The 19,452-nt window shown below is 35.1% G+C and carries 14 protein-coding genes; 7 read left to right on the top strand and 7 right to left on the bottom strand.

Annotated elements, in window-relative coordinates:
- Nucleotides 1-64: 64 nt before the first annotated feature.
- The 7 genes from ACZZZI_RS20075 to ACZZZI_RS20045 all read right to left on the bottom strand — a co-directional run bounded on the left by ACZZZI_RS20075 (nucleotide 65) and on the right by ACZZZI_RS20045 (nucleotide 5,649).
- On the bottom strand, nucleotides 65-1,387 hold the full coding sequence (locus tag ACZZZI_RS20075; protein WP_463490982.1) for a cytochrome ubiquinol oxidase subunit I: 1,323 nt from the start codon (nucleotides 1,385-1,387) through the stop codon (nucleotides 65-67).
- Between the two features lie 216 nt (nucleotides 1,388-1,603).
- Nucleotides 1,604-2,503: an MBL fold metallo-hydrolase gene (locus ACZZZI_RS20070; RefSeq protein WP_463490980.1), complete on the bottom strand. Its 900-nt coding sequence runs from the start codon at nucleotides 2,501-2,503 to the stop codon at nucleotides 1,604-1,606.
- A gap of 79 nt (nucleotides 2,504-2,582) precedes the next feature.
- Entirely contained in the window at nucleotides 2,583-2,786 is a 204-nt protein-coding gene (locus ACZZZI_RS20065; protein WP_344764494.1) for a hypothetical protein, read from the bottom strand.
- A gap of 153 nt (nucleotides 2,787-2,939) precedes the next feature.
- Nucleotides 2,940-3,143, bottom strand: coding sequence for a hypothetical protein (locus tag ACZZZI_RS20060; RefSeq protein WP_463490978.1), 204 nt, complete (start codon nucleotides 3,141-3,143; stop codon nucleotides 2,940-2,942).
- A gap of 277 nt (nucleotides 3,144-3,420) precedes the next feature.
- Nucleotides 3,421-4,383 (bottom strand): sterol desaturase family protein, encoded by a 963-nt coding sequence (locus ACZZZI_RS20055; RefSeq protein ID WP_463490976.1) that lies wholly within the window; start codon nucleotides 4,381-4,383, stop codon nucleotides 3,421-3,423.
- Between the two features lies 1 nt (nucleotide 4,384).
- Nucleotides 4,385-5,443, bottom strand: a complete 1,059-nt coding sequence (gene aroB, locus ACZZZI_RS20050; RefSeq protein WP_463490974.1) for a 3-dehydroquinate synthase — start codon at nucleotides 5,441-5,443, stop codon at nucleotides 4,385-4,387.
- A complete protein-coding gene (locus ACZZZI_RS20045) occupies nucleotides 5,443-5,649 on the bottom strand; it encodes an RNA-binding S4 domain-containing protein (protein WP_219075251.1) in 207 nt (68 codons plus the stop codon). The genes aroB and ACZZZI_RS20045 overlap by 1 nt, the downstream gene beginning before the upstream one ends.
- A gap of 96 nt (nucleotides 5,650-5,745) precedes the next feature.
- Here ACZZZI_RS20045 and ACZZZI_RS20040 point away from each other — a divergent pair, with 96 nt between their 5' ends.
- From ACZZZI_RS20040 to ACZZZI_RS20010, 7 genes are all read left to right on the top strand, one after another.
- On the top strand, nucleotides 5,746-6,930 hold the full coding sequence (locus tag ACZZZI_RS20040) for a proline dehydrogenase family protein (RefSeq protein WP_463490972.1): 1,185 nt from the start codon (nucleotides 5,746-5,748) through the stop codon (nucleotides 6,928-6,930).
- A gap of 602 nt (nucleotides 6,931-7,532) precedes the next feature.
- The gene (locus ACZZZI_RS20035) at nucleotides 7,533-8,423 is read left to right on the top strand and encodes an AraC family transcriptional regulator (protein WP_316758020.1); all 891 of its coding nucleotides are present in this window, start codon (nucleotides 7,533-7,535) and stop codon (nucleotides 8,421-8,423) included.
- 213 nt (nucleotides 8,424-8,636) lie between these two features.
- A complete protein-coding gene (locus ACZZZI_RS20030; RefSeq protein WP_463490969.1) occupies nucleotides 8,637-11,765 on the top strand; it encodes a SusC/RagA family TonB-linked outer membrane protein in 3,129 nt (1,042 codons plus the stop codon).
- 33 nt (nucleotides 11,766-11,798) lie between these two features.
- Nucleotides 11,799-13,322 (top strand): SusD/RagB family nutrient-binding outer membrane lipoprotein, encoded by a 1,524-nt coding sequence (locus ACZZZI_RS20025; protein ID WP_316758025.1) that lies wholly within the window; start codon nucleotides 11,799-11,801, stop codon nucleotides 13,320-13,322.
- 29 nt (nucleotides 13,323-13,351) lie between these two features.
- The gene (locus ACZZZI_RS20020; RefSeq protein WP_316758027.1) at nucleotides 13,352-14,878 is read left to right on the top strand and encodes a S10 family peptidase; all 1,527 of its coding nucleotides are present in this window, start codon (nucleotides 13,352-13,354) and stop codon (nucleotides 14,876-14,878) included.
- Nucleotides 14,879-14,886: 8 nt separating this feature from the next.
- Complete coding sequence (locus ACZZZI_RS20015; protein ID WP_316758030.1) at nucleotides 14,887-16,524, top strand: S10 family peptidase; 1,638 nt, start codon at nucleotides 14,887-14,889, stop codon at nucleotides 16,522-16,524.
- 3 nt (nucleotides 16,525-16,527) lie between these two features.
- Nucleotides 16,528-19,419: a tetratricopeptide repeat protein gene (locus tag ACZZZI_RS20010; RefSeq protein ID WP_463490967.1), complete on the top strand. Its 2,892-nt coding sequence runs from the start codon at nucleotides 16,528-16,530 to the stop codon at nucleotides 19,417-19,419.
- Nucleotides 19,420-19,452: the final 33 nt, after the last annotated feature.

Below are 19,452 nucleotides of genomic sequence, written 5' to 3'. Positions count from 1 at the left end.
GGATGAGAAAAAACGCTCAGAGATTTTTTGCTGATAAGGCTGTTTTACATTCTCCTGTGGATATTTAACTATTTGATTTAGGTTTACTGTATAACACGGGTACCATTTTTATTTGCCTGTAAAGTAAAAACGTAACAACAATACTTAGCGAAACATAAATTGCCGAAAATATATAAAAGGAATATGCAATTCCAGGCATTGGTGTTACAGCGTCTTTGGTTCGCATAATTCCGTAAATTATCCATGGTTGTCGGCCAACTTCGGTAACTACCCAGCCTGCCTCTAAAGCCACATAACCCAACGGAATAGCAAAAACAAATAGTTTAAGTAGCCAGGGTTTCTCTAAAAGTGATTTTTTCTTAATTAAATTGAAGAAATAAATTAGCGAAATCAGCAGTAACAAAGTTCCAATGCCAACCATAATTTGAAATGCATAATGGGTTATTGCAACTGGCGGATGCTCGTTTTCGGGGATTTGATCTAATCCCTTTACTTCGGCTCTAAAATCGCCATGCGCAAGAAAACTTAACGCCCCAGGAATTTTAATAGCTCCTTTAACTGTTTTATTTTTTTCGTTTACAATTCCGCCAATTAACAGTGGTGCAGGTTTTTCGGTTTTGTAAAGCGCTTCCATTGCTGCAAGCTTTGCTGGTTGCCTTTTAGCAACGTCTTTTGCCGAAATATCGCCACTTAATGGTTGAAGTAAAGCGCCAATACAAGCAAATATTGCCGCAATTTTAAATGCTTTTAGGTGGAATTCTTTGTTTTGATTTCTCAAAATCATTAAAGCATGAACACCCGCGACAGCGAACCCCGTAGCTGTAAATGCAGCTAAACACATATGTAATGCTTGCGAAAACCATGCTTTGTTAAACATAGCTTGTATTGGATCGATGTTAAGATATTTACCGTTTACAAAATCGAATCCTGCTGGACTGTTCATCCAGGCGTTTGCAGCCACAACCAATATCCCTGAGGCCAAACCGCTTACGCCTACAACCATTCCTGTAAACCAGTGAAACCATTTATTTAGTTTGTTCCACCCATAAAGAAAGAAACCTAAAGCAATTGCTTCGATAAAAAATGCCGTTCCTTCTAAAGAAAATGGCATTCCAAATATAGGTCCAGCATGTTCCATAAATTTAGGCCACAGTAAACCAAGTTCAAACGATAACATTGTGCCAGAAACGGCACCTGTAGCGAAAAAGATAGCTACACCCTTGCTCCAGGCTTTGGTTAGATTTTTATAAACTTCATCATTTGTTTTGAGCCATTTGTAATGCGATACAGCCATAAAAAAAGGCATAACCATACCAATACAGGAAAAAATAATGTGGAAGCCTAATGATAAGGCCATTTGCGAACGGGCTGCAATAAAATCATCCATATCTGATTGTGGATTTTGTGTAACACAAATATAGCAGATAAGGGTTTAGTTATATTGATTTTGCTATTGTTGCCTAGAATTATTTCAAATATAGAACGTTTATAAATTGAAAAAATATTTGGAAAATATCTACACCTAAGCATAGATATTTAGCTGGTTAACTGAAATTTAAGTAGAAATATGTAAGATACTTTTGTTATTAGCCTTCCATTGTACTTAAACCCCTTTAAGCTCATCGTAAGCTGCACCTAAACTTCTTTGAATTCCATCGCCTTGCCATTCTGGCGCATTTGGGATTGTTGTAATTTTTAAAATATCTTCTTTTGATTTACCTGCAGTAATCTCACCTGAAACCAATTTCAGTAAATTCTGTAAATAATTTTGAAAAGCTTTTACATCTGCTTTATTTCCTGTTACTTTTTCAGGATCTAAGCTATGTCCCCAGATAAACAGCGTGTCCTTATCAAACTGATTTTGAATTTTATCAAGAGCCGTAATCCAATTACCAATATGTGCGCCATTTTCTTTATCAATATATGGGAATCTACGATTGAAAACTAAATCACCTACATGAACAATGTTTGCATTTTCAAAATGATAAACTGCATCGCCATTAGTATGGCCAGAACCATAATAATAGGCGCTGATTTTTTCATCACCAACTGGAGCTTTCCAGCCTGTACCAAAAGTTGTATCTGGTAGTAATTGCTTATCTAAATTATTAGCTTTTTCAGCAGTTTTTTTCTGATTAACCAATGAATTTTGATGTGCAACTACTTTTTCAGCCAGCCCTTTAAAAGCAATGTTGCCTGCGGTGTGGTCACCGTGATGGTGTGTATTAATTAAATATTTGAAAGGTTTTTCGCCAAGTTTTTTCAACTCTTCAATAACGTGAGGTGCAGATGTAGGAAATTGTGCATCTACAACAGCAAAACCATTCGACGAATTTAGCCAGCCGATTGTGCCGCCTTGCTCGGTGAATATGCCTACGTTATTGCGTAAGGGTTTGAAATTATAAGCTCTTAATAATTCATTTTGAGCAAAAACATCTGTTTTATATAAAGAAAGCATGGCAATTGCCAAAGCCGAATTTTTGATGAAATTTCTTCTTTCCATTTTGGGGTTAATTTAAAAAGCCACAGCAAATGCTATGGCTTAAATTTAATAATTTTTGCTCGAATATTACGCTCGAAAATTATATTCCTGAACCTGGTGTTGTACCTGGTTCATGGCCTGGTCCTAAGGGATTATTTTTGCGGTCTTTATCTTTATTAAATAAATTAGTTGTAATCTTCGATGATTTATTTTCATCCAATTTTCGATCATCTTTGATATCTTCTGCAGTTTTATTTAGCAAATCGTTCTCTACAACTTTACCTTTTTCTTTATTTGTTTCCATGATATTTGTAAATTGATGTATGATAGAAACAAGCAAAAAATAATATTGTTTTCGATAGATGTTTTGGGAATAGCTTTAAAAATTAATCGAAGTAAACCCAACTCTTCTAATCTAATAGAAGAACTTAAGCATTTAACATAAAACGTATTTTAATTAAAACATTGCTCCAGGAAGTTTTCCCAACTCATGAATGCATCCAAAAGAATGAAATCTTCTTTTATGGATTTTGTTAAAATGATTGGAAGATTCGAATGAAAAAGGAGAAAGAATAAACTTGTAAATGTGTTTTCTTTCATCGTTTCGTTTCATTTCTGGTTCAGTGTTTTCTAGATTTTGGTTAATTTCATTAGTTTCCATAGCCCAATAATTTATTGAATGTTATAAACAAATTCTTAAATGGATGCTTAACCTTATTCTAAAGATATTTATAAGGCTTTATGGAGGAATTACAACGACAGCTCAAATTTTCACGTACCTTTTACTCTAGCTGTTCTATTCTACTTGTATATTAAATTTAAGCTTTATTTCTGAAAATTGCAACATCATAATGCTTTGATTTTAATCGGAATAAAACATGCATTTTTTTAAAATATACTTAAACAAAAAACGGTCTGTAAAATACAGACCGTTAATATTATCCTGTTGAACTTAACGCTTGTTGGTCATTTATGTCCTTAATTTTATTAAGAGCATTGCCTTGTTTTTTTAGGGCCTCCGCTTCATGTAGCTCTTGCTGCATAATTTTAGCAATTTTTGTGCTGCCATCATGACTCCAGCCTGGAGGATTAATAATGTATTTAATCTTATCCATAAAAGTTGGTGCCTTTTTAACATCGGCAGTTAAAGCAATAAATTCATGGAAAATAATGTTAACAGCTCCCGTATCAGTTGGTTGAGTAGTTAATCCATACTTAATTTTATCTTCTTCTAATTCTGCCTGAAAAGTGCCAAACATTCTATCCCAAAGAATTAAAACCATGCCCATGTTTTTATCTAGATAACGAACATTGCTGGCGTGGTGAACACGATGGTGAGATGGCGTAACAAATATATATTCGTACCATTTTGGGAAATTAATTTTATACTGCGTATGAACCAAATTACCGTAAATCTGTGTCACCAGATAAGCAAAAAGGATATCCATTGCTGTAAAACCCATAAATGCTAATGGTAAATAGAAGAATACGCGGTACAGTGGTTCGAAAACGGTTGAACGGAAACCTGTAGTTAGGTTAAAATGCTCAGATGAGTGATGCGTTACATGCATGGCCCAAAATAAGCGCACGTAATGACCAACCGTATGCAAAAACCAATAAAGGAAATCTTGGGCAAGAATTAAAACCGTCCAATAAATCCAAATATTAGAAATTTGGAATAATCTAAATTGGTAGCAATATTCTAAGAGAAAGAATGTTGCTGTTTTCATGCCAAGGTTAATTACGATTGCCGAAACCATTAAGTAAATATTGGTCCAGGTATCGCGTTTGGTGTATAATTTTCTGTCGTGGGCATAGCTGAAATACATTTCAACCAAAGTTAAAACGATTACAAAGCCAAATAATGCGCCTACAGAAATATCACTTCCAGTGTATTTCATTTTATAAACTATTATAATAATCTAAACTGCTTAAAATATCAGCTGTGCTAACACGGGAGTTAAACGTGCATTTGCCAGTTGTTTCTAATAACGAGAACAAAATGTTGCCATCTTCATTCTTTTTGTCGCTTTTCATTAACTCCAAAATTGTATCAAAACTTTCTTTTTTAATCTCGTATTTTGGATACAACGAAAAAATATAATCGCTAATATCTTTAAGTTCCTCTTTCGTTAAACCACTATTTTTAATCGATAAAGCTGCTTCACAAACAAAACCAATGGCTATTGCTTCGCCATGCGTTAATGGATTTTCATCGTTTGCTAAAGAATAACTTTCTACAGCATGACCAATGGTATGACCGAAATTTAAAATTTTACGCAGATTCTTTTCATGCGGGTCGATGGTTACCACTTCGTTTTTAATTTCTACCGAACGGTAAATATCTTCTGCCGATGGTGTTAAATAATCAGTCGTTTTTAACTTTTCATAGTAAGCTTTATCGTAAATTAAACCATGCTTAATCATTTCGGCAAAGCCCGATAAAAGCTCACGTTGTGGCAAAGTTTTTAAAAATTCAGTTTCGATAAAAACCATTTGCGGTAAAGTAAAAGTACCAACCATGTTTTTTACGTTATCAATATCGATACCTGTTTTACCACCAACCGATGCATCAACCTGCGAAAGTAGGGTTGTGGGAACATTAATAAAATCGATACCACGTTTATACGTTGAAGCAATAAAACCACCCATATCGGTAATTACGCCACCACCTAAATTTATCATCAAGCTTTTGCGGTCGGCCTCAAAATCCAAAAGGGTTTTCCAAATGCCGATACAGAAATCGATGTTTTTATTTTCTTCACCCGCTGAAGTTTCAATTAAATCGAAATCTGAAAAATCATCCATTAGGGCTTGAAAAACAGGCAAGCATATTTCGCTTGTATGTTCATCAGCAAGAATAAAAACTTTGCTGTATTTATTGCTTTCTATAAGTGTTTTTAAGGCATCTAAATTGCTTTCGAAATAAAGCGAATGGCCTGCGCTAGTTAAGGTTTCCATTAAATTACTTCGATTTTATCTTGTTCAAAAGTAATGATATCACCAATTCTAACTTTGTATCGCTTGCGAAACTCGACTTCGCCATTACATTTTACTAAACCGTCCATAACGGCAGCCTGGGCATCTCCGCCTGTTCCAACCAACCCAGTCGCTTTTAGCAATTGGATTAATGGAATAAATTCGCCTTCTAATTTGAATTGTATCATTTTGCTGCAAAAATACGATTATTTACAGCTTTTTAGTTTTAACAATGGATGGAATTTATAATTTTGCACCATTCTGACTTATTACTTAGCTAACAAATGGATTTATCCCCCAACAAACAACCTAATTTCGACAACACGGAAGTAGCTTTCCGCCAGAAAACAAATACCGAACTGAAAAAAGCTTATTGGCTTTTTAAAATGATTGGTAGCAATTTCTTAACGAAGGTTGGCCCGCCAATTACCAATTTCTTTTTAAATATTGGCTTGCCGATTCAAGGAGCTATTAAAGCAACAATCTTCCAACAATTTTGTGGTGGCGAAACCATTGCCGAATGCGATACGGCCATTGCACAACTTGCAAAAGGTGGTGTAGGAACCATTTTAGATTATTCGGTGGAGGGTGAAGAAGAGGAAGTCGTGTTCGATGAAACTTGTCAGGAAATTATTCGTACCATTCTTCGTGCCGATGGCGATAAAAATATTCCGATTACGGTTTTCAAAATTACAGGTATTGGTCGCTTTGCGTTGTTAGAGAAAATAGATGCCAAACAAACTTTAACGGCGGATGAACAAGCGGAGTTTAATAAAGTAAAATTACGTTGCGAAATGATTTGCAGAACTGCTTTTGAGAAAGCAGTGCCAATTATGATTGATGCTGAAGAAACCTGGATTCAGGATACAATTGATGAATTGGCTTTAGATATGATGCGTAAATTTAATCAGGAACGCATTATTGTTTATAATACTTATCAGATGTATCGCCACGATAAACTGGCCGATATGAAAGCCGACCATTTAATTGCCAAAGCTGCAGGCTTTATTTTAGGTGTAAAAATGGTTCGTGGTGCATATATGGAAAAAGAACGTAAACGTGCCGATGAAATGGGTTATCCATCGCCAATTCAAAAAGATAAAGAATCAACAGATAAAGATTATAACGAATCGTTGCGTTACTGCGTAGATCATATTGAAGAAATTGCCATTGTTTGTGGTACCCATAACGAAGAAAGCAGTCGCTTGTTAACTTATCTTTTAGATGAGAAAAAAGTAGCACATAACCATCAGCATGTATATTTTGCGCAATTGCTGGGTATGAGCGATAATTTAAGCTTTAACCTTGCCGATGCCAATTACAATGTTGCAAAATACGTGCCGTATGGGCCTATTAAAGCTGTAATGCCGTATTTATTTAGAAGAGCACAAGAAAATACTTCAGTTGCTGGCCAAACAGGTAGGGAACTTGGTTTGATTGAAAGAGAATTGAAAAGAAGAAAGCTTTAATTAAAAAGCTAGTTTTTTGTAGAGAAACTCTGTTATAAATTACTAACGGTTTCTTATCTCAACGTTTTGAAAGGAATTGCCATTTGGCAATTCCTTTTTTCGTTTTGGTGAGTTTGCTAGGTGATGATAACTAGTTTATAAAATTCTTGTTATAAATGATATATAGCTGAATTAAATTTAATAAATTGGAAACAACATTAGTACCGGAATAACTAATAATTGCCAGGCAGATAAGTCGAAATTTAATTGCATAAAAATAGTTTCGAATTAGAATTAATTAACCAATAATTTTAATCCATTAAATAAATTATTTTTATTGTAATTGATGTTTAAAATAAAAATCAATAACCTCTGATTTAATTTTGTATGCTTCTTATTTGCTTAAGTAAACCAAAAAACTAAGCATTATGATTGTAACTATCCTAACAAATCCAAGATTTTCCCCAGTAAAGTCTATTCCCAAAGTTTTACGAAAAAAATTTAAAGATAAAAAAGTCAAGCTTTTTTTATGAAAAACCACCTTTAGTAATAACTGAAGTCTTTAGGCATCAGTGAAAAAATTTCGAGCGTAATTGTGTTTTTATTTAACAAAATCTATTGCCATGAAAGCCATAAACTTTGTGCTACAATCAACTTCAAACAATTCTGTAATTGTTCAGGAAGATTTATTACCTAAATTTTACAACTATTTACATTACCATAAAGAATATCAGATAACACTTATCCTAAAAGGAGAAGGCAATGTTATTGTAGGGAATTACAATCAATTGTTTAAGGCTGGAGATATTTATTTTATTGGGCCGAATCAACCACATATTTTCAATTCAACCTATAGCGAAAAAGAGGAAGAAGCTCATGCCGTGCATTTGTTTTTCGACCTTAAAAAATTAACGCACTTGTTAAACCTACCAGAGCTGGATGGTGTTAAAAAGATAATAGAAAGCAGCTACAAAGGCTTGCAGGTTCCTACAAAGCAGAGTTTTTTAATTTCAGAATATATCCTCAATATTAAAAATATTGATGGATTGGATCGGTTAATTAATCTTATAAAGATATTTCAATATTGCGAAAAAAATATAAGCGAGTTTAAATCACTATCGACTGGTTTTGTTAAACACAGCATTCCTGAAACAGAAAACTTTAGATTAAATGAGGTTCATCAATACACTTTAGAGCATTATGCAGAAGATATTAGTCTTGAAAAAGTAGCCTCGATTGCTTGTATAACTTTGCATTCGTTTTGCAAGTTTTATAAAAAACACACTCAAAAAACTTATTACACTTTTTTAAATGAGGTTCGGATTAACGAGGCCTGTAAAAAAATAATAAATTCTGATTTTGAACATTTGTACGATATAGCTTATTCAACCGGCTTTAATAGTGTAATCACTTTTAATCGAGTTTTTAAGAAAATCACCTCTATGTCTCCGAAAGATTATTTGAGGTTATACAGATTTAAACATGCCTCTTACAGCCTGCCAAATGTTGGATAATTAGGCTCTGATATTAAGTTTTTGTTTATCCGTATAATACTGAATTGTAGCAGTATTGTTAATGTTTTAAATGATAATGGATAATTTTTGATAACGAAGGGACAATAACGGTCAAGTTATCTTTTTTCTCGAATATAAATTTGTTTACTCGATGAGTTGAGGTCTTAAAAGCTTCATTATTTATCAATTCAACTAAATCAAACTAAACAAATTATGAAAAAAGTCTTACTTCTCTTTTTCTTGCTAATTTCTGTTTATGCTGTTTCTTACGCACAGGATAAAAAAATTAGCGGAACGGTAACCGGAAAGAATGATAAGTTACCAATACCTGGTATTTCCATCAAGGTAGAAGGTACTTCGATTGGAATAACTTCTGATCCTAAAGGTCAATTTTCGCTTACAGTTCCAAAAAATGCAATATTAGTTTTCAGCTCGGTTGGCTACGTTACACAGAAAATTAATGTTGGAGATAAAATAAGCTTTCAAATTGTTATGGAGGATGAAGCGAAATCGTTAGATGATGTTGTTATTACTTCATTTGGTATTCAGAGAGATAAAAAAACTATTGGATATGGAGTAAGCACGGTAACAGCCGAAAAGTTAACCCAAGCACCAACACCCGATGTTTCTAATGCTCTGGCTGGAAAAGTAGCTGGTGTTCAGGTATCGGGTTCGGGTGGTGCTTTTAATAGTTCTAATATTACCATTCGAGGTTTTTCATCTATCACGAGAAGTAATCAGCCATTGTATGTAATAGATGGTGTGCCTATCGATAATGGTGGCGGCGGAAACTCCGTTAATGCTGGGTCATCAACATCAAATCGTGGCTCTGATATTAACCCTGAAGATGTTGAATCGATGAGCGTTCTAAAAGGTGCAGCTGCAACAGTGTTGTATGGTTCTAGAGCAGCTTCGGGTGTAATATTAATTACCACCAAAAAAGGTAAATTGGGTACCAAAACACAAGTTTCTTTTACTTCAAGTGCTAATATTGGTTCAATTAATATTTTTCCTGAATTCCAAAACGATTATGCACAAGGTACAAATGGAATCTACGGAACAGCAGCGAATCCTTTCGCATGGACAGCTCGTTCAACTTCGTGGGGACCACGAATTGCTGGACAGCAGGTTACCAATATAATTGGGCAACAAGTAGCTTTACAGGCTTATCCAGATAATGTTAGAGATATTCTGCAAAATTCATTAGGTGTTGATAATAGTCTTAATTTTTCAGGTGCTTCTGATAAATTTAATTATCGTGTTTCGTATGGTAACAGTACAACAAATGCATTAGTGCCAGGAAATAAATTATACCGAAATAACTTAACTGTAAATGCAGGGACAAATATTACTGATAAGTTTAAAATCAGCACATCGTTTTCTTATGTAAGTAATATCTCAGATCGTACTCAGGCAGGTAATCAAGGTGCTAATCCACTATGGAGAGCTATCTATACACCACGTTCTTACGATATTCAAGGATTGCCAGTTACAGATGCTGCAGGAAATCAAATTTGGCATTCAACTTCCGAAGAACATCCTTATTGGTCAATCGATCATATTAAACGTACGGAAGAGTTAAATCGCTTTTACGGTAACCTAAACTTGAAATATGATTTTACAACCTGGCTACAAGCCGATTTAAAAGTTGGGGCAGACGTATTTAGCATTATTAATACAGGTTTTGATGATAAAGGTGTAAGAAGTAACGCTAATACAAGCTCGGGTGGTGCTGGTGGTTTAATTCAATCTCGCAACATGCGACGTAACTTAAATAGTTATTTTACTTTAACTGGTAATAAAACTTATGGCGATTTTAATTTATCGATGACTCTTGGTAACGAGATTATCTCAAACTATACCAATAACTTATCAACAACTGGCCGATCTATAACGATTCCTGGTTTTATGAACCTGAGTAACTTTACCACATTTAATTCTACCGATTCGTATAGTAAAAATCGTTTAATGGGTTACTTTGGCGATTTATCGGTTCAATATAAGTCATGGTTAAATGTAAACGTTAAAGCACGTAACGATTATTCTTCTACCTTAACTCCCGAAAACAGATCAATTTTCTATCCTGCTGTTGCAGTAAGTTTTGTGCCAACAGAGGCTTGGCCAAGCTTAAAAAGCAAAACATTAAACTCGTTAAAAATTAGAGTAAATGGGGGAGAAGTTGGAAAAGGTGGTTCGCCGTATGAAACAGGAACCTATTATGGAATAGCTGGTTCTGCCGATGGATTTAGCTCAACCGCTGTAAACTTTCCATTTAATGGATTGGCTGGTTTTACCTATTCGAACGGTGCTGGTAATCCATTATTATTACCAGAGTTTACCAGAGAGTTTGAGTTGGGCACAGACCTGGCTATGTTTAACAATCGCTTAACTTTAGATTTTTCTGTTTATCAACGCGATTCGAGAAATTTAATTTTTGATGTTCCCGTTGCACGTTCATCTGGTTTTACCAGTAAGGTGGCTAATGCAGGGAAATTATCGACCAAAGGTTTAGAGTTTTTACTAAGCGGTGTACCAGTTAAAACTGAGAATTTTACTTGGGAAGCATCATTAAACTTCACTAAGTTTAAATCTATAGTTAAAGAACTGGCACCTGGCGTAGAATTAATTTCTTTAGGTGGTTTTACCTCGCCGAATATTCAGGCGGTTGCGGGTCAGGAATATGGCTTAATTTACTCTAATCGTTACCTGCGTAATGCACAAGGCGATATGATTATTAAAGCAAATGGTTTACCGCAAGCAACAAGTGATGTTGGTGTAGTTGGTAATCCGAACCCTAAATTTACAGCAGGCTTAACAAATTCATTTAAATACAAAGCATTTAGTTTCTCTTTCTTACTCGACTTTAAATACAAAGGCGATTTGTTATCACGCACAATTGGTGATTTGAGAATAAATGGTGTAGCTGCCGAAACAGCAGAATTTGACAGATTTAATGCCGATGGAACTGTGTCTAAGCCGTATTTGTTTCCAGGTGTACTAGCGGATGGTACTCCGAATAATACCTATGTTACCGCACAAGATTACTGGGGATTGGCTGGTAAATATGTTGCGTGGGAAGGATATGTATTAGATGCAACTTTCTTGAAATTAAGGGAAGCAACCTTTACCTACGATTTTCCAAAAGCATTATTGGCTAAAAGTAAATTCATAAGCAAACTACAGTTTTCTATCTATGGAAGAAACTTATGGACTTACGCTCCGAATTTTCCTGATTTAGATCCAGAGCAGAATTTATTAGGGATTTCAAATGCCAGAGGTTTAGAGTTTGGTATAACACCAGTATCTAAAATATACGGCGCAACTTTAAGAGCCACTTTTTAATTAACAAGATTAAGAAATTCAAGACATATAATTATGAAAATCAATAAAATTATAGCTTGCGCAGGGATTGTAATGTTGGTCTCTACGTTTCAATCATGTAAGAAGTTTTATGATGTAAACGAAAGTCCGAATAATATTACCGTTGCGCCAATCGATCAGTTATTGCCATCTGTTACGGTCGGAATCGGATACATCGGTTCCAGCGATTTATACCGCTACAGCGGATTAATTATGCAACAATTTACAGGGAACACAACAAATTTATCAGAAACCTTTAAACTGTACGAAAGGTATAATATCAACAACTCTGATGTTAATAACCAATGGACAAATATTTATTCAGGCATTTTGGCTGATATTGAAAAATTAATACCATTAGCAAAAGAAGGCGGTAGCCCACATTATGCAGGCGTTGCCAAGTTGTTAAAGGCTTATACCTTTCAAATTACGGTTGATGCCTGGGGTGATATTCCGTATTCAGAATCTGGTAAGTTTTTAGATAATTTAACCCCGAAATTTGATAAAGCAGAAGATATTTACACCGATTTAATTCGCTTAATTGATGAGGGTATTGCTGATGTTAATAGTACAACATCGGTATTAAGCCCAACAAAAAATACAACAATTTATCCAGGAGATAACTGGAATACTGTAAAGCAACAATGGATTAGATTCGGCAATACGCTTAAATTAAGAATTTACCTACATTATACAGCTAAAGATGCTGCTTTTGCAAGTTCGAAAATTAATGCTTTAATAAGTAGCGGTGCACAGTTTATGACCTCAAATACGGATAACTTTATCATGAAGTTTTCTACAGAAGCTGGTCGTAGAACTCCGAATGTAAGTATCGAAGGTGGGCAATTTAGAAATGCATTTTTTCCTAATAAAACCATTGTAGATATGATGAATGGTAAGGCAGATCCTAGAAGGCCTTCTTATTTTATCCCCTTTCCTTACAACTCATCGCCAGCAACATATAAAGGCGGTAATGCTACTGAGGCTGCAACTGTGGCCTACTCAAGGCTAAATACGTTCTTAAAAGGTGCTGCAACGCTTAATACAGTTGTAGTAAATAGTGATGGTACTGTTACAGATAATTCTATTACTTGGAGCGGTGATGGACCTTCACGATTATTAACTTTTGCCGAATATAATTTTATTCGTGCTGAAGCGGCTTTAAATTTAAGTAGTCCTGGAGATGCGCAAGCATTTTATCAGGCTGGCATAAGAGCTTCTATGGAAGATGCTGGAGTAGCTGCAGCAAATATTACCACCTATCTTACGGCTAACGGAACTTTAGCAGGCACAAATGCTCAGAAATTAGAGCAAATTATCACCGAAAAATACATCGCTAATTTTGGAGTAGTAATGGAGCCTTGGAGCGATTGGAGAAGAACGGGTTATCCTAATATTACTGCATTACCAATATCTGTTGCTGTTTACGATAAAATTCCAAGAACGTTGGTTTACCCTCAACTGGAGCGTAATAGCAATCCTAATGTTCCAGCCAGAGCTGATATGCTTGGAAGAGTATTTTGGGACACACGTCCTTAATAGTTTTAGTATTAATAAACATATATAAAATGAAATTAATAATCGTTTTTCTCCTGTCTCTGAGTATGCAATTTACATTTGCTCAGAAAAAAGATCCTGATGCAGCACTTCCAGCTGCTCAGGAAATTATAAAGACAGCCGATGGTGTAGTAAAAACCAAAGGCTCTGTTACCATTAATGGCAAATCTGTAAGTTATACCGCAACTACAGGTTACATGCCTATGAAATCGGAAGATGGTAAGTTAAGGGCAAACATCTTTTTTGTGGCGTACACAAAAGATAATGTAAGCGACTTAGATAAAAGACCAATTACTTATACTTTCAATGGAGGTCCTGGTTCGGCTTCAATTTGGTTACACATGGGGGTAATTGGGCCAAAGCGTATTGTAATGTCAGAAAAGGGTGATGCCTTAACCGCTCCATATTCTTACACCGAAAATGAATTTTCGTGGTTAGATCAAACCGATTTGGTTTTTATTGATCCTGTTGGAACTGGTTTTTCGAGAGCAGCACCTGGGGTAGATAAAGCAGAATTCCAAGGTTATACAGAAGACATTCAATCGGTAGGCGAGTTTATAAAGGTTTACACTTCAAAAAACAAAAGGTGGGGTTCTCCTAAGTTTTTAGCTGGAGAAAGTTATGGCACAACAAGAGCATCAGGCTTATCAGAATATCTGCAAAGTGCCTATAAGATGTATGTAAATGGTATTGTATTGATTTCTGCAGTTTTAAACTTTCAAACCATTCAATTTGTGGTAGGTAATGATTTGCCTTACCCTTTGTATTTACCAAGTTATGCATCAACATCGTGGTATTATAAAAAGTTAAGTCCTGAGTATCAATCAAAAGATCTTAAAACGCTTACACAAGAGGTAGAGCAATTTGCGATTACAGAATATGCAACGGCTTTAATGAAAGGCGATAAACTACCCAAAGCACAATATGATGCGGTAGTTAGTAAACTAGCAAAATATACTGGCTTATCAGAAACGTTTATCAGACAAACTAATTTGAGAATAAATCTGGCTCAATATAATAAAGAACTCCTGCGTAGTGATGGAAAAACCGTTGGTCGTTTAGATTCGAGATTTACAGGCACTGATTACAATGATACAGGTTCTTCTACGGAATACGATCCAAGTAATACAGGAACAATTTCGGGTCCTTACACACATGGATTATTAAACTATTTAGGTAAGGAATTAAATTATACAAACGATTTAACCTATTATACGTTAGGCGGCGGAATTGGAAGGTGGAATTATAGTAATGTTCAGAATAAGTATTTAAACGTAGCTGAATCTTTAAGAAAAGCCATGTCAGTTAGTCCAACACTTAAAGTTTGGGTTTTAGGCGGCTATTATGATTTTGCCACCCCTTATTTTGCTTCGAAATATGTAATTAACCACATGGGGTTAAGACCAGAGCAACAAAAAAACATCGATTTTACCTACTATGAAGCTGGTCATATGATATACATTCACATGCCATCTTTAAAACAAATGAAAATAGATGCCGATTCATTTTATGCTAAAACCCTAAAAGAAATTAAATAGTTATTGATATGACATATATAAGAAATAAAAAATGTGTTGCTATCGCTGTAGTACTAACATTTCTGGCACTAAACGTTGTTGCCCAGCCTGGTGGTAATCGCCAGCAACAAGGTCAGGCGGCGGTAATACCACCAACGGATTCTAAAACACCTGCTGTAGCTTTACCAGTAGATCCAACAGGTTATATTGTATCCAATTCTCCAAATATTCCACCGCCTGTAATTACGAAACATAGTGTAACCATTAAAGGGCAAGTAATAAATTATACCGCTACTACAGGTTATCTTCAATTAAAAAACGAAGATGGAAAACCTAAAGCCAATATATTTTTTACTGCATACACTAAAGATGGAGTGAGCGATAAAAGCAAAAGACCGATTACCTATACTTTTAATGGTGGCCCAGGTTCTTCATCGGTATGGTTGCACATGGGGCTTTTAGGTCCAAAACGTGTAGTTATGACTGATAAAGGCGATGTTTTGCCTCCGCCATATAGTTACGTTAATAACGAATATTCGTGGCTAGATAAAACTGATTTGGTTTTTCTTGATCCAGTAACTACAGGCTATAGCAGAGCGGTTACCGGGGAAAGCGATAAACAATTTCACGGTTATGTAGAAGATCTTCAAAGCATGGGCGATGCTATTCAGCTTTTTAGCTCGAAATATGAAAGATGGAGCTCTCCTAAATTTTTGGCTGGCGAAAGTTATGGTACCACACGAGCAGCTGGATTGTCAGACTATCTGCAAAGCAGACATAAGTTTTACCTTAACGGTGTAATTTTAATCAGCTCTATTTTAAATATGCAAACCGCCAGATTTGATGTGGGTAACGATTATCCATTCCCACTTTTTCTGCCAACTTATGCTGCAACAGCTTGGTATCATAAAAAATTACCTGCCGATTTACAGCAAAAAGATTTGAAGTCATTTTTAAAAGAAGTAGAAGATTTTGCTATAGAGGAATACAATATTGCCTTAATGAAAGGCTCTGAATTGACGGGCCAAGATTATGAAAATATAGTAAATAAACTAAGTCGATATACTGGCTTAACTAAAGAATATATTCGTCAAACCAATCTTCGTATCGATATTCATAAATTTGATAAAGAATTGCGCAGAACGGAAGGTTTAACCGTTGGTAGATTGGACAGTCGCTTTACTGGAAGAGATTATAATGATGTGGGTGTAACGCCCGAATTCGACCCAAGTAATACAGGAACAATTTCAGGCCCATACAGCGCAGCCATAAATCACTATGTAAGGGCAGAACTGAAATATAAAAACGATTTGCCCTACGAGATTTTGGGAGGGAGAGTAAATCCATGGAATTACAATAATGTTCAAAACCGATATTTAAACGTTGCTGAAGATTTAAGAACAGCGATGTCTAACAATCCTCATTTAAAAGTTTGGGTACTTTGCGGTTATTACGATTTGGCAACACCTTATTTTGCGTCAGAATATACTTTCAATACAATGGGCTTGAGGCCAGAGCAACGTAAAAATGTAAACTTTACCTACTACGAAGCTGGTCATATGATTTACATTCATAAGCCATCATTAATTCAAACAAAAGTTGATGCAGATAAACTTTACGATGAGGTTGTTAAAGAAATAAATTCTGTAGCCATAAAAAGTAAATAACAAATGAGAAAAAAAATATTTTCTTTCGGATTTTTAGCATTGATTGGCGCTATTCAAGTTTCGGCTCAAACCACTGATCCCGACAATACTGCCCTAGCTTTTACAAAATTAGAACAGGCCAGAAAACAATTGTTAATTGATGTGGCCAAGCCAAATAAAGTACCTGTTATAGAAAAAATGTTTGATTTAGGTATGTGGGATAAGGCTTTGCTAGAAATGAATAAGTTAAAGCAGGGCTCTTTCGAACGTAAAATGCTGGAAGTAGATTACCTCCTATTGAATAATAATTTTAAATCAGCAGAAAAAATTGTTAGCGAACTAAATAAGTTACAACCTAAAAATCCGAAAGTAATATTGTATAACGCTTATCTCCAAATGCAAGCGTGGAGATTGCCACAAGCAGCCCAAATATGCGAGCAGGCGCTGAAAACCAATCCATCAAATGAATTAAAATTGATGCTTGGTAAAATTAAACTGCTTCAAAAAGATTACGTTAAAACTTTAGAATTGGCTAAAGAAGTTCAAAAAAATGATCCGAAAGATGCACAGGCTTTTCAGTTAGAAGCAGATGTATATTTCTGGGATCAAAAACCCCAATTGGCCGAAGCGCCTTTAAAAAAATCTTTAGAAATTAATCCTTTCAATGCCGATGCCAGATTTAGTTATGGATATGCCATTTGGAGAAGGGTAGATGCTACACAGTTAAATGCAATGGCGGCCCAATGGGAAATTGCTTTGGCGGTTAATCCATTGCATTTCCCAACGCATTGGCATTGGGGTAATGGGCATACCAATTTAACATATGCAGATTATGCCGAAAAAAACGATGATGAAGTTAGAAAAGCTTTAGAAAAAGCTGATGAATTATTTAAGGCAAATAAGATTCAAGAGGCGATAGATTATACACGCACAATCGAAAAAAAATATCCAAATTCTGTAATTCCTAAACTGCATCGCGGCTCACTATATTATGCTGCTTTCGATATGAACAGAAAACTTAGATTAGATTCTGCTGAAAAGATTTTTAAACAAATTCTAACTCAAAAAAAACATTATGGTCCTGCTCACAACGGATTATCAGCAGTTATAAAATCTAAGCGAATTCCCTATCTATCCATGTACGATTCTATAACCAACAAATTAAACACTACCAAAATTACCGATATGGTTAATTTTACAAAAGTGTTTCCCGATGTGTCTTACTATCCTGGTGAAATTGCCAAAGCAATGGTTTGGAATCAATTGTTTACATCAGTGGTTTATTTCCCTTTTTTATCAAAAGGAGACAATGTTTTTAGAATCCCACCTTTACACCAGGATTTGGCGACTGTTATGAATGCGCCAAGTTTTAGAACAAACACCACCTTCGATAACAGACAATGGATGGATATAAGAGGTGTAGGTAGTGGTGCTGCGGCCATTGAATACGTAGAACGTGGCGCTTATTTAGAACGAAATGTAATCCTGCACGAATATGTTCATCTTTTTCATGGAAGAGTGCTAACAGATGAAGAAAGTCGCAAAATTAGAAAGCTTTATTATAACGCAATGAAAGAAGGGAGAACGCTCGATTATTATTCTCAAAATAATGAAAGCGAATATTTTGCACAAACTTACCCTGCTTTTTTTGAGCCTGTAAAAGTGCATCCACTTGATTTTAAATCGATGAATACAACAGCCGATTTGAAATCTAAAGATCCAGAAATGTATAAATTTTTAGAACAACTGGTTAAAAAAGAAAAGGCTTACCTGGCTGGCGATAAGAGCGCCATGGCCAGTAACTGGGCTAACATATACCTAAATTTAAGCAACAGATCTAGAACAAATGCAGATTTGGCTGCCAAATATTTAGATACTGCTTTAACTTATGATAGCAAGTATTTGCCTGCCATTTTAGCCTATTCAAAAATTAATACTGGTAAAAAGAACTTTGAAGCTGCAGAAATTTGGCTAAAAAAAGCAGAAGAAATTAGCCCTGATTATGCACCAACTTATGCTGCTTATGCCGATTTAATTGGCGCAAAGCAATTAAATAATATCATAGAAAATGAAACAGCAGTAAAGCAACAGGCGGAACAATTAAAAAAGTCTTACAAGCTGGAAGATGATTATCAGGAACTGGCTCGGGTAAATATTTTGTTAAGAGAAATGTATAAGAAAAATGCATTAATTCCTGAAGCTATTGAAGCCGCTGATGATTATGGAAAGAACGGAGCTACAGTTTCTACCTATCTGAGAGATCGAAAAGATGATGCAAAAGCATTTTCAGCCTCTTTAAAAGCTGGCATAGGTAATGCCGAATCTATTAATGTTTTAAAAAACTTAGTTGCGCAAAAACCGCAAAATTACGAATACCGAAATTTGTATGCTGATGCTTTAGCCATTCACGGCGATTATAAAACTGCAATTGAAACCATAAAACAAGCGCAAAGAATTTTAGCAGCTTCGGGTAATGATCGAGCCGATTATAATCTCCGTTTGGCCGAGTTTTACAGTAATACAAAGCAAAATGATAGTGTAACCCATTATTCTAACTTAGCGAAATCAAAAACCAATCAATTGCGAGATGCTGATAAATTAAGACTTATTCGTTTACTATCTGCTCAAAAAAATAACGAAGAAGCCTCAAAATTGCTTAATTCTTTAGTGGTTAAATCCGATCCGTTTTTACAAGCAGATTTAGATTATACTAAAGCTAAGGTTTTCGAAAATGGAGGTAATCAAGAACAAGCGTTATTAGCATACGAACAGGTTTTAAAAAATAATCCTTATCAATTTAGTGTTTACAAATATCTGATAAGTCAATATCAAGCTTTAAATAAAACAGATAAAGTTACAGAGTTGCTTAATAAAAGAGCGGCCTTAAAAATTCAACCTGGTAAATTATTTAATTAGCAGTTTTAAATCATTAAATGCTTCAAAACTAAA

Source organism: Pedobacter sp. AC190, assembly GCF_979258025.1.
Note: the sequence above shows the minus strand (reverse complement) of the source record. Positions and strands in the feature narration are given on the sequence as shown.

Excerpts from the sequence above, each read along its gene's own strand:
- ACZZZI_RS20075 (WP_463490982.1), bottom strand. The coding sequence starts at position 1,387 with ATGGATGATTTTATTGCAGCCCGTTCGCAAATGGCCTTATCATTAGGC.
- ACZZZI_RS20025 (WP_316758025.1), top strand. The coding sequence starts at position 11,799 with ATGAAAATCAATAAAATTATAGCTTGCGCAGGGATTGTAATGTTGGTC.
- aroB (WP_463490974.1), bottom strand. The coding sequence starts at position 5,443 with ATGGAAACCTTAACTAGCGCAGGCCATTCGCTTTATTTCGAAAGCAAT.
- ACZZZI_RS20015 (WP_316758030.1), top strand. The coding sequence starts at position 14,887 with ATGACATATATAAGAAATAAAAAATGTGTTGCTATCGCTGTAGTACTA.
- ACZZZI_RS20045 (WP_219075251.1), bottom strand. The coding sequence starts at position 5,649 with ATGATACAATTCAAATTAGAAGGCGAATTTATTCCATTAATCCAATTG.
- ACZZZI_RS20065 (WP_344764494.1), bottom strand. The coding sequence starts at position 2,786 with ATGGAAACAAATAAAGAAAAAGGTAAAGTTGTAGAGAACGATTTGCTA.
- ACZZZI_RS20070 (WP_463490980.1), bottom strand. The coding sequence starts at position 2,503 with ATGGAAAGAAGAAATTTCATCAAAAATTCGGCTTTGGCAATTGCCATG.
- ACZZZI_RS20020 (WP_316758027.1), top strand. The coding sequence starts at position 13,352 with ATGAAATTAATAATCGTTTTTCTCCTGTCTCTGAGTATGCAATTTACA.
- ACZZZI_RS20030 (WP_463490969.1), top strand. The coding sequence starts at position 8,637 with ATGAAAAAAGTCTTACTTCTCTTTTTCTTGCTAATTTCTGTTTATGCT.
- ACZZZI_RS20055 (WP_463490976.1), bottom strand. The coding sequence starts at position 4,383 with ATGAAATACACTGGAAGTGATATTTCTGTAGGCGCATTATTTGGCTTT.
- ACZZZI_RS20035 (WP_316758020.1), top strand. The coding sequence starts at position 7,533 with ATGAAAGCCATAAACTTTGTGCTACAATCAACTTCAAACAATTCTGTA.
- ACZZZI_RS20010 (WP_463490967.1), top strand. The coding sequence starts at position 16,528 with ATGAGAAAAAAAATATTTTCTTTCGGATTTTTAGCATTGATTGGCGCT.
- ACZZZI_RS20040 (WP_463490972.1), top strand. The coding sequence starts at position 5,746 with ATGGATTTATCCCCCAACAAACAACCTAATTTCGACAACACGGAAGTA.
- ACZZZI_RS20060 (WP_463490978.1), bottom strand. The coding sequence starts at position 3,143 with ATGGAAACTAATGAAATTAACCAAAATCTAGAAAACACTGAACCAGAA.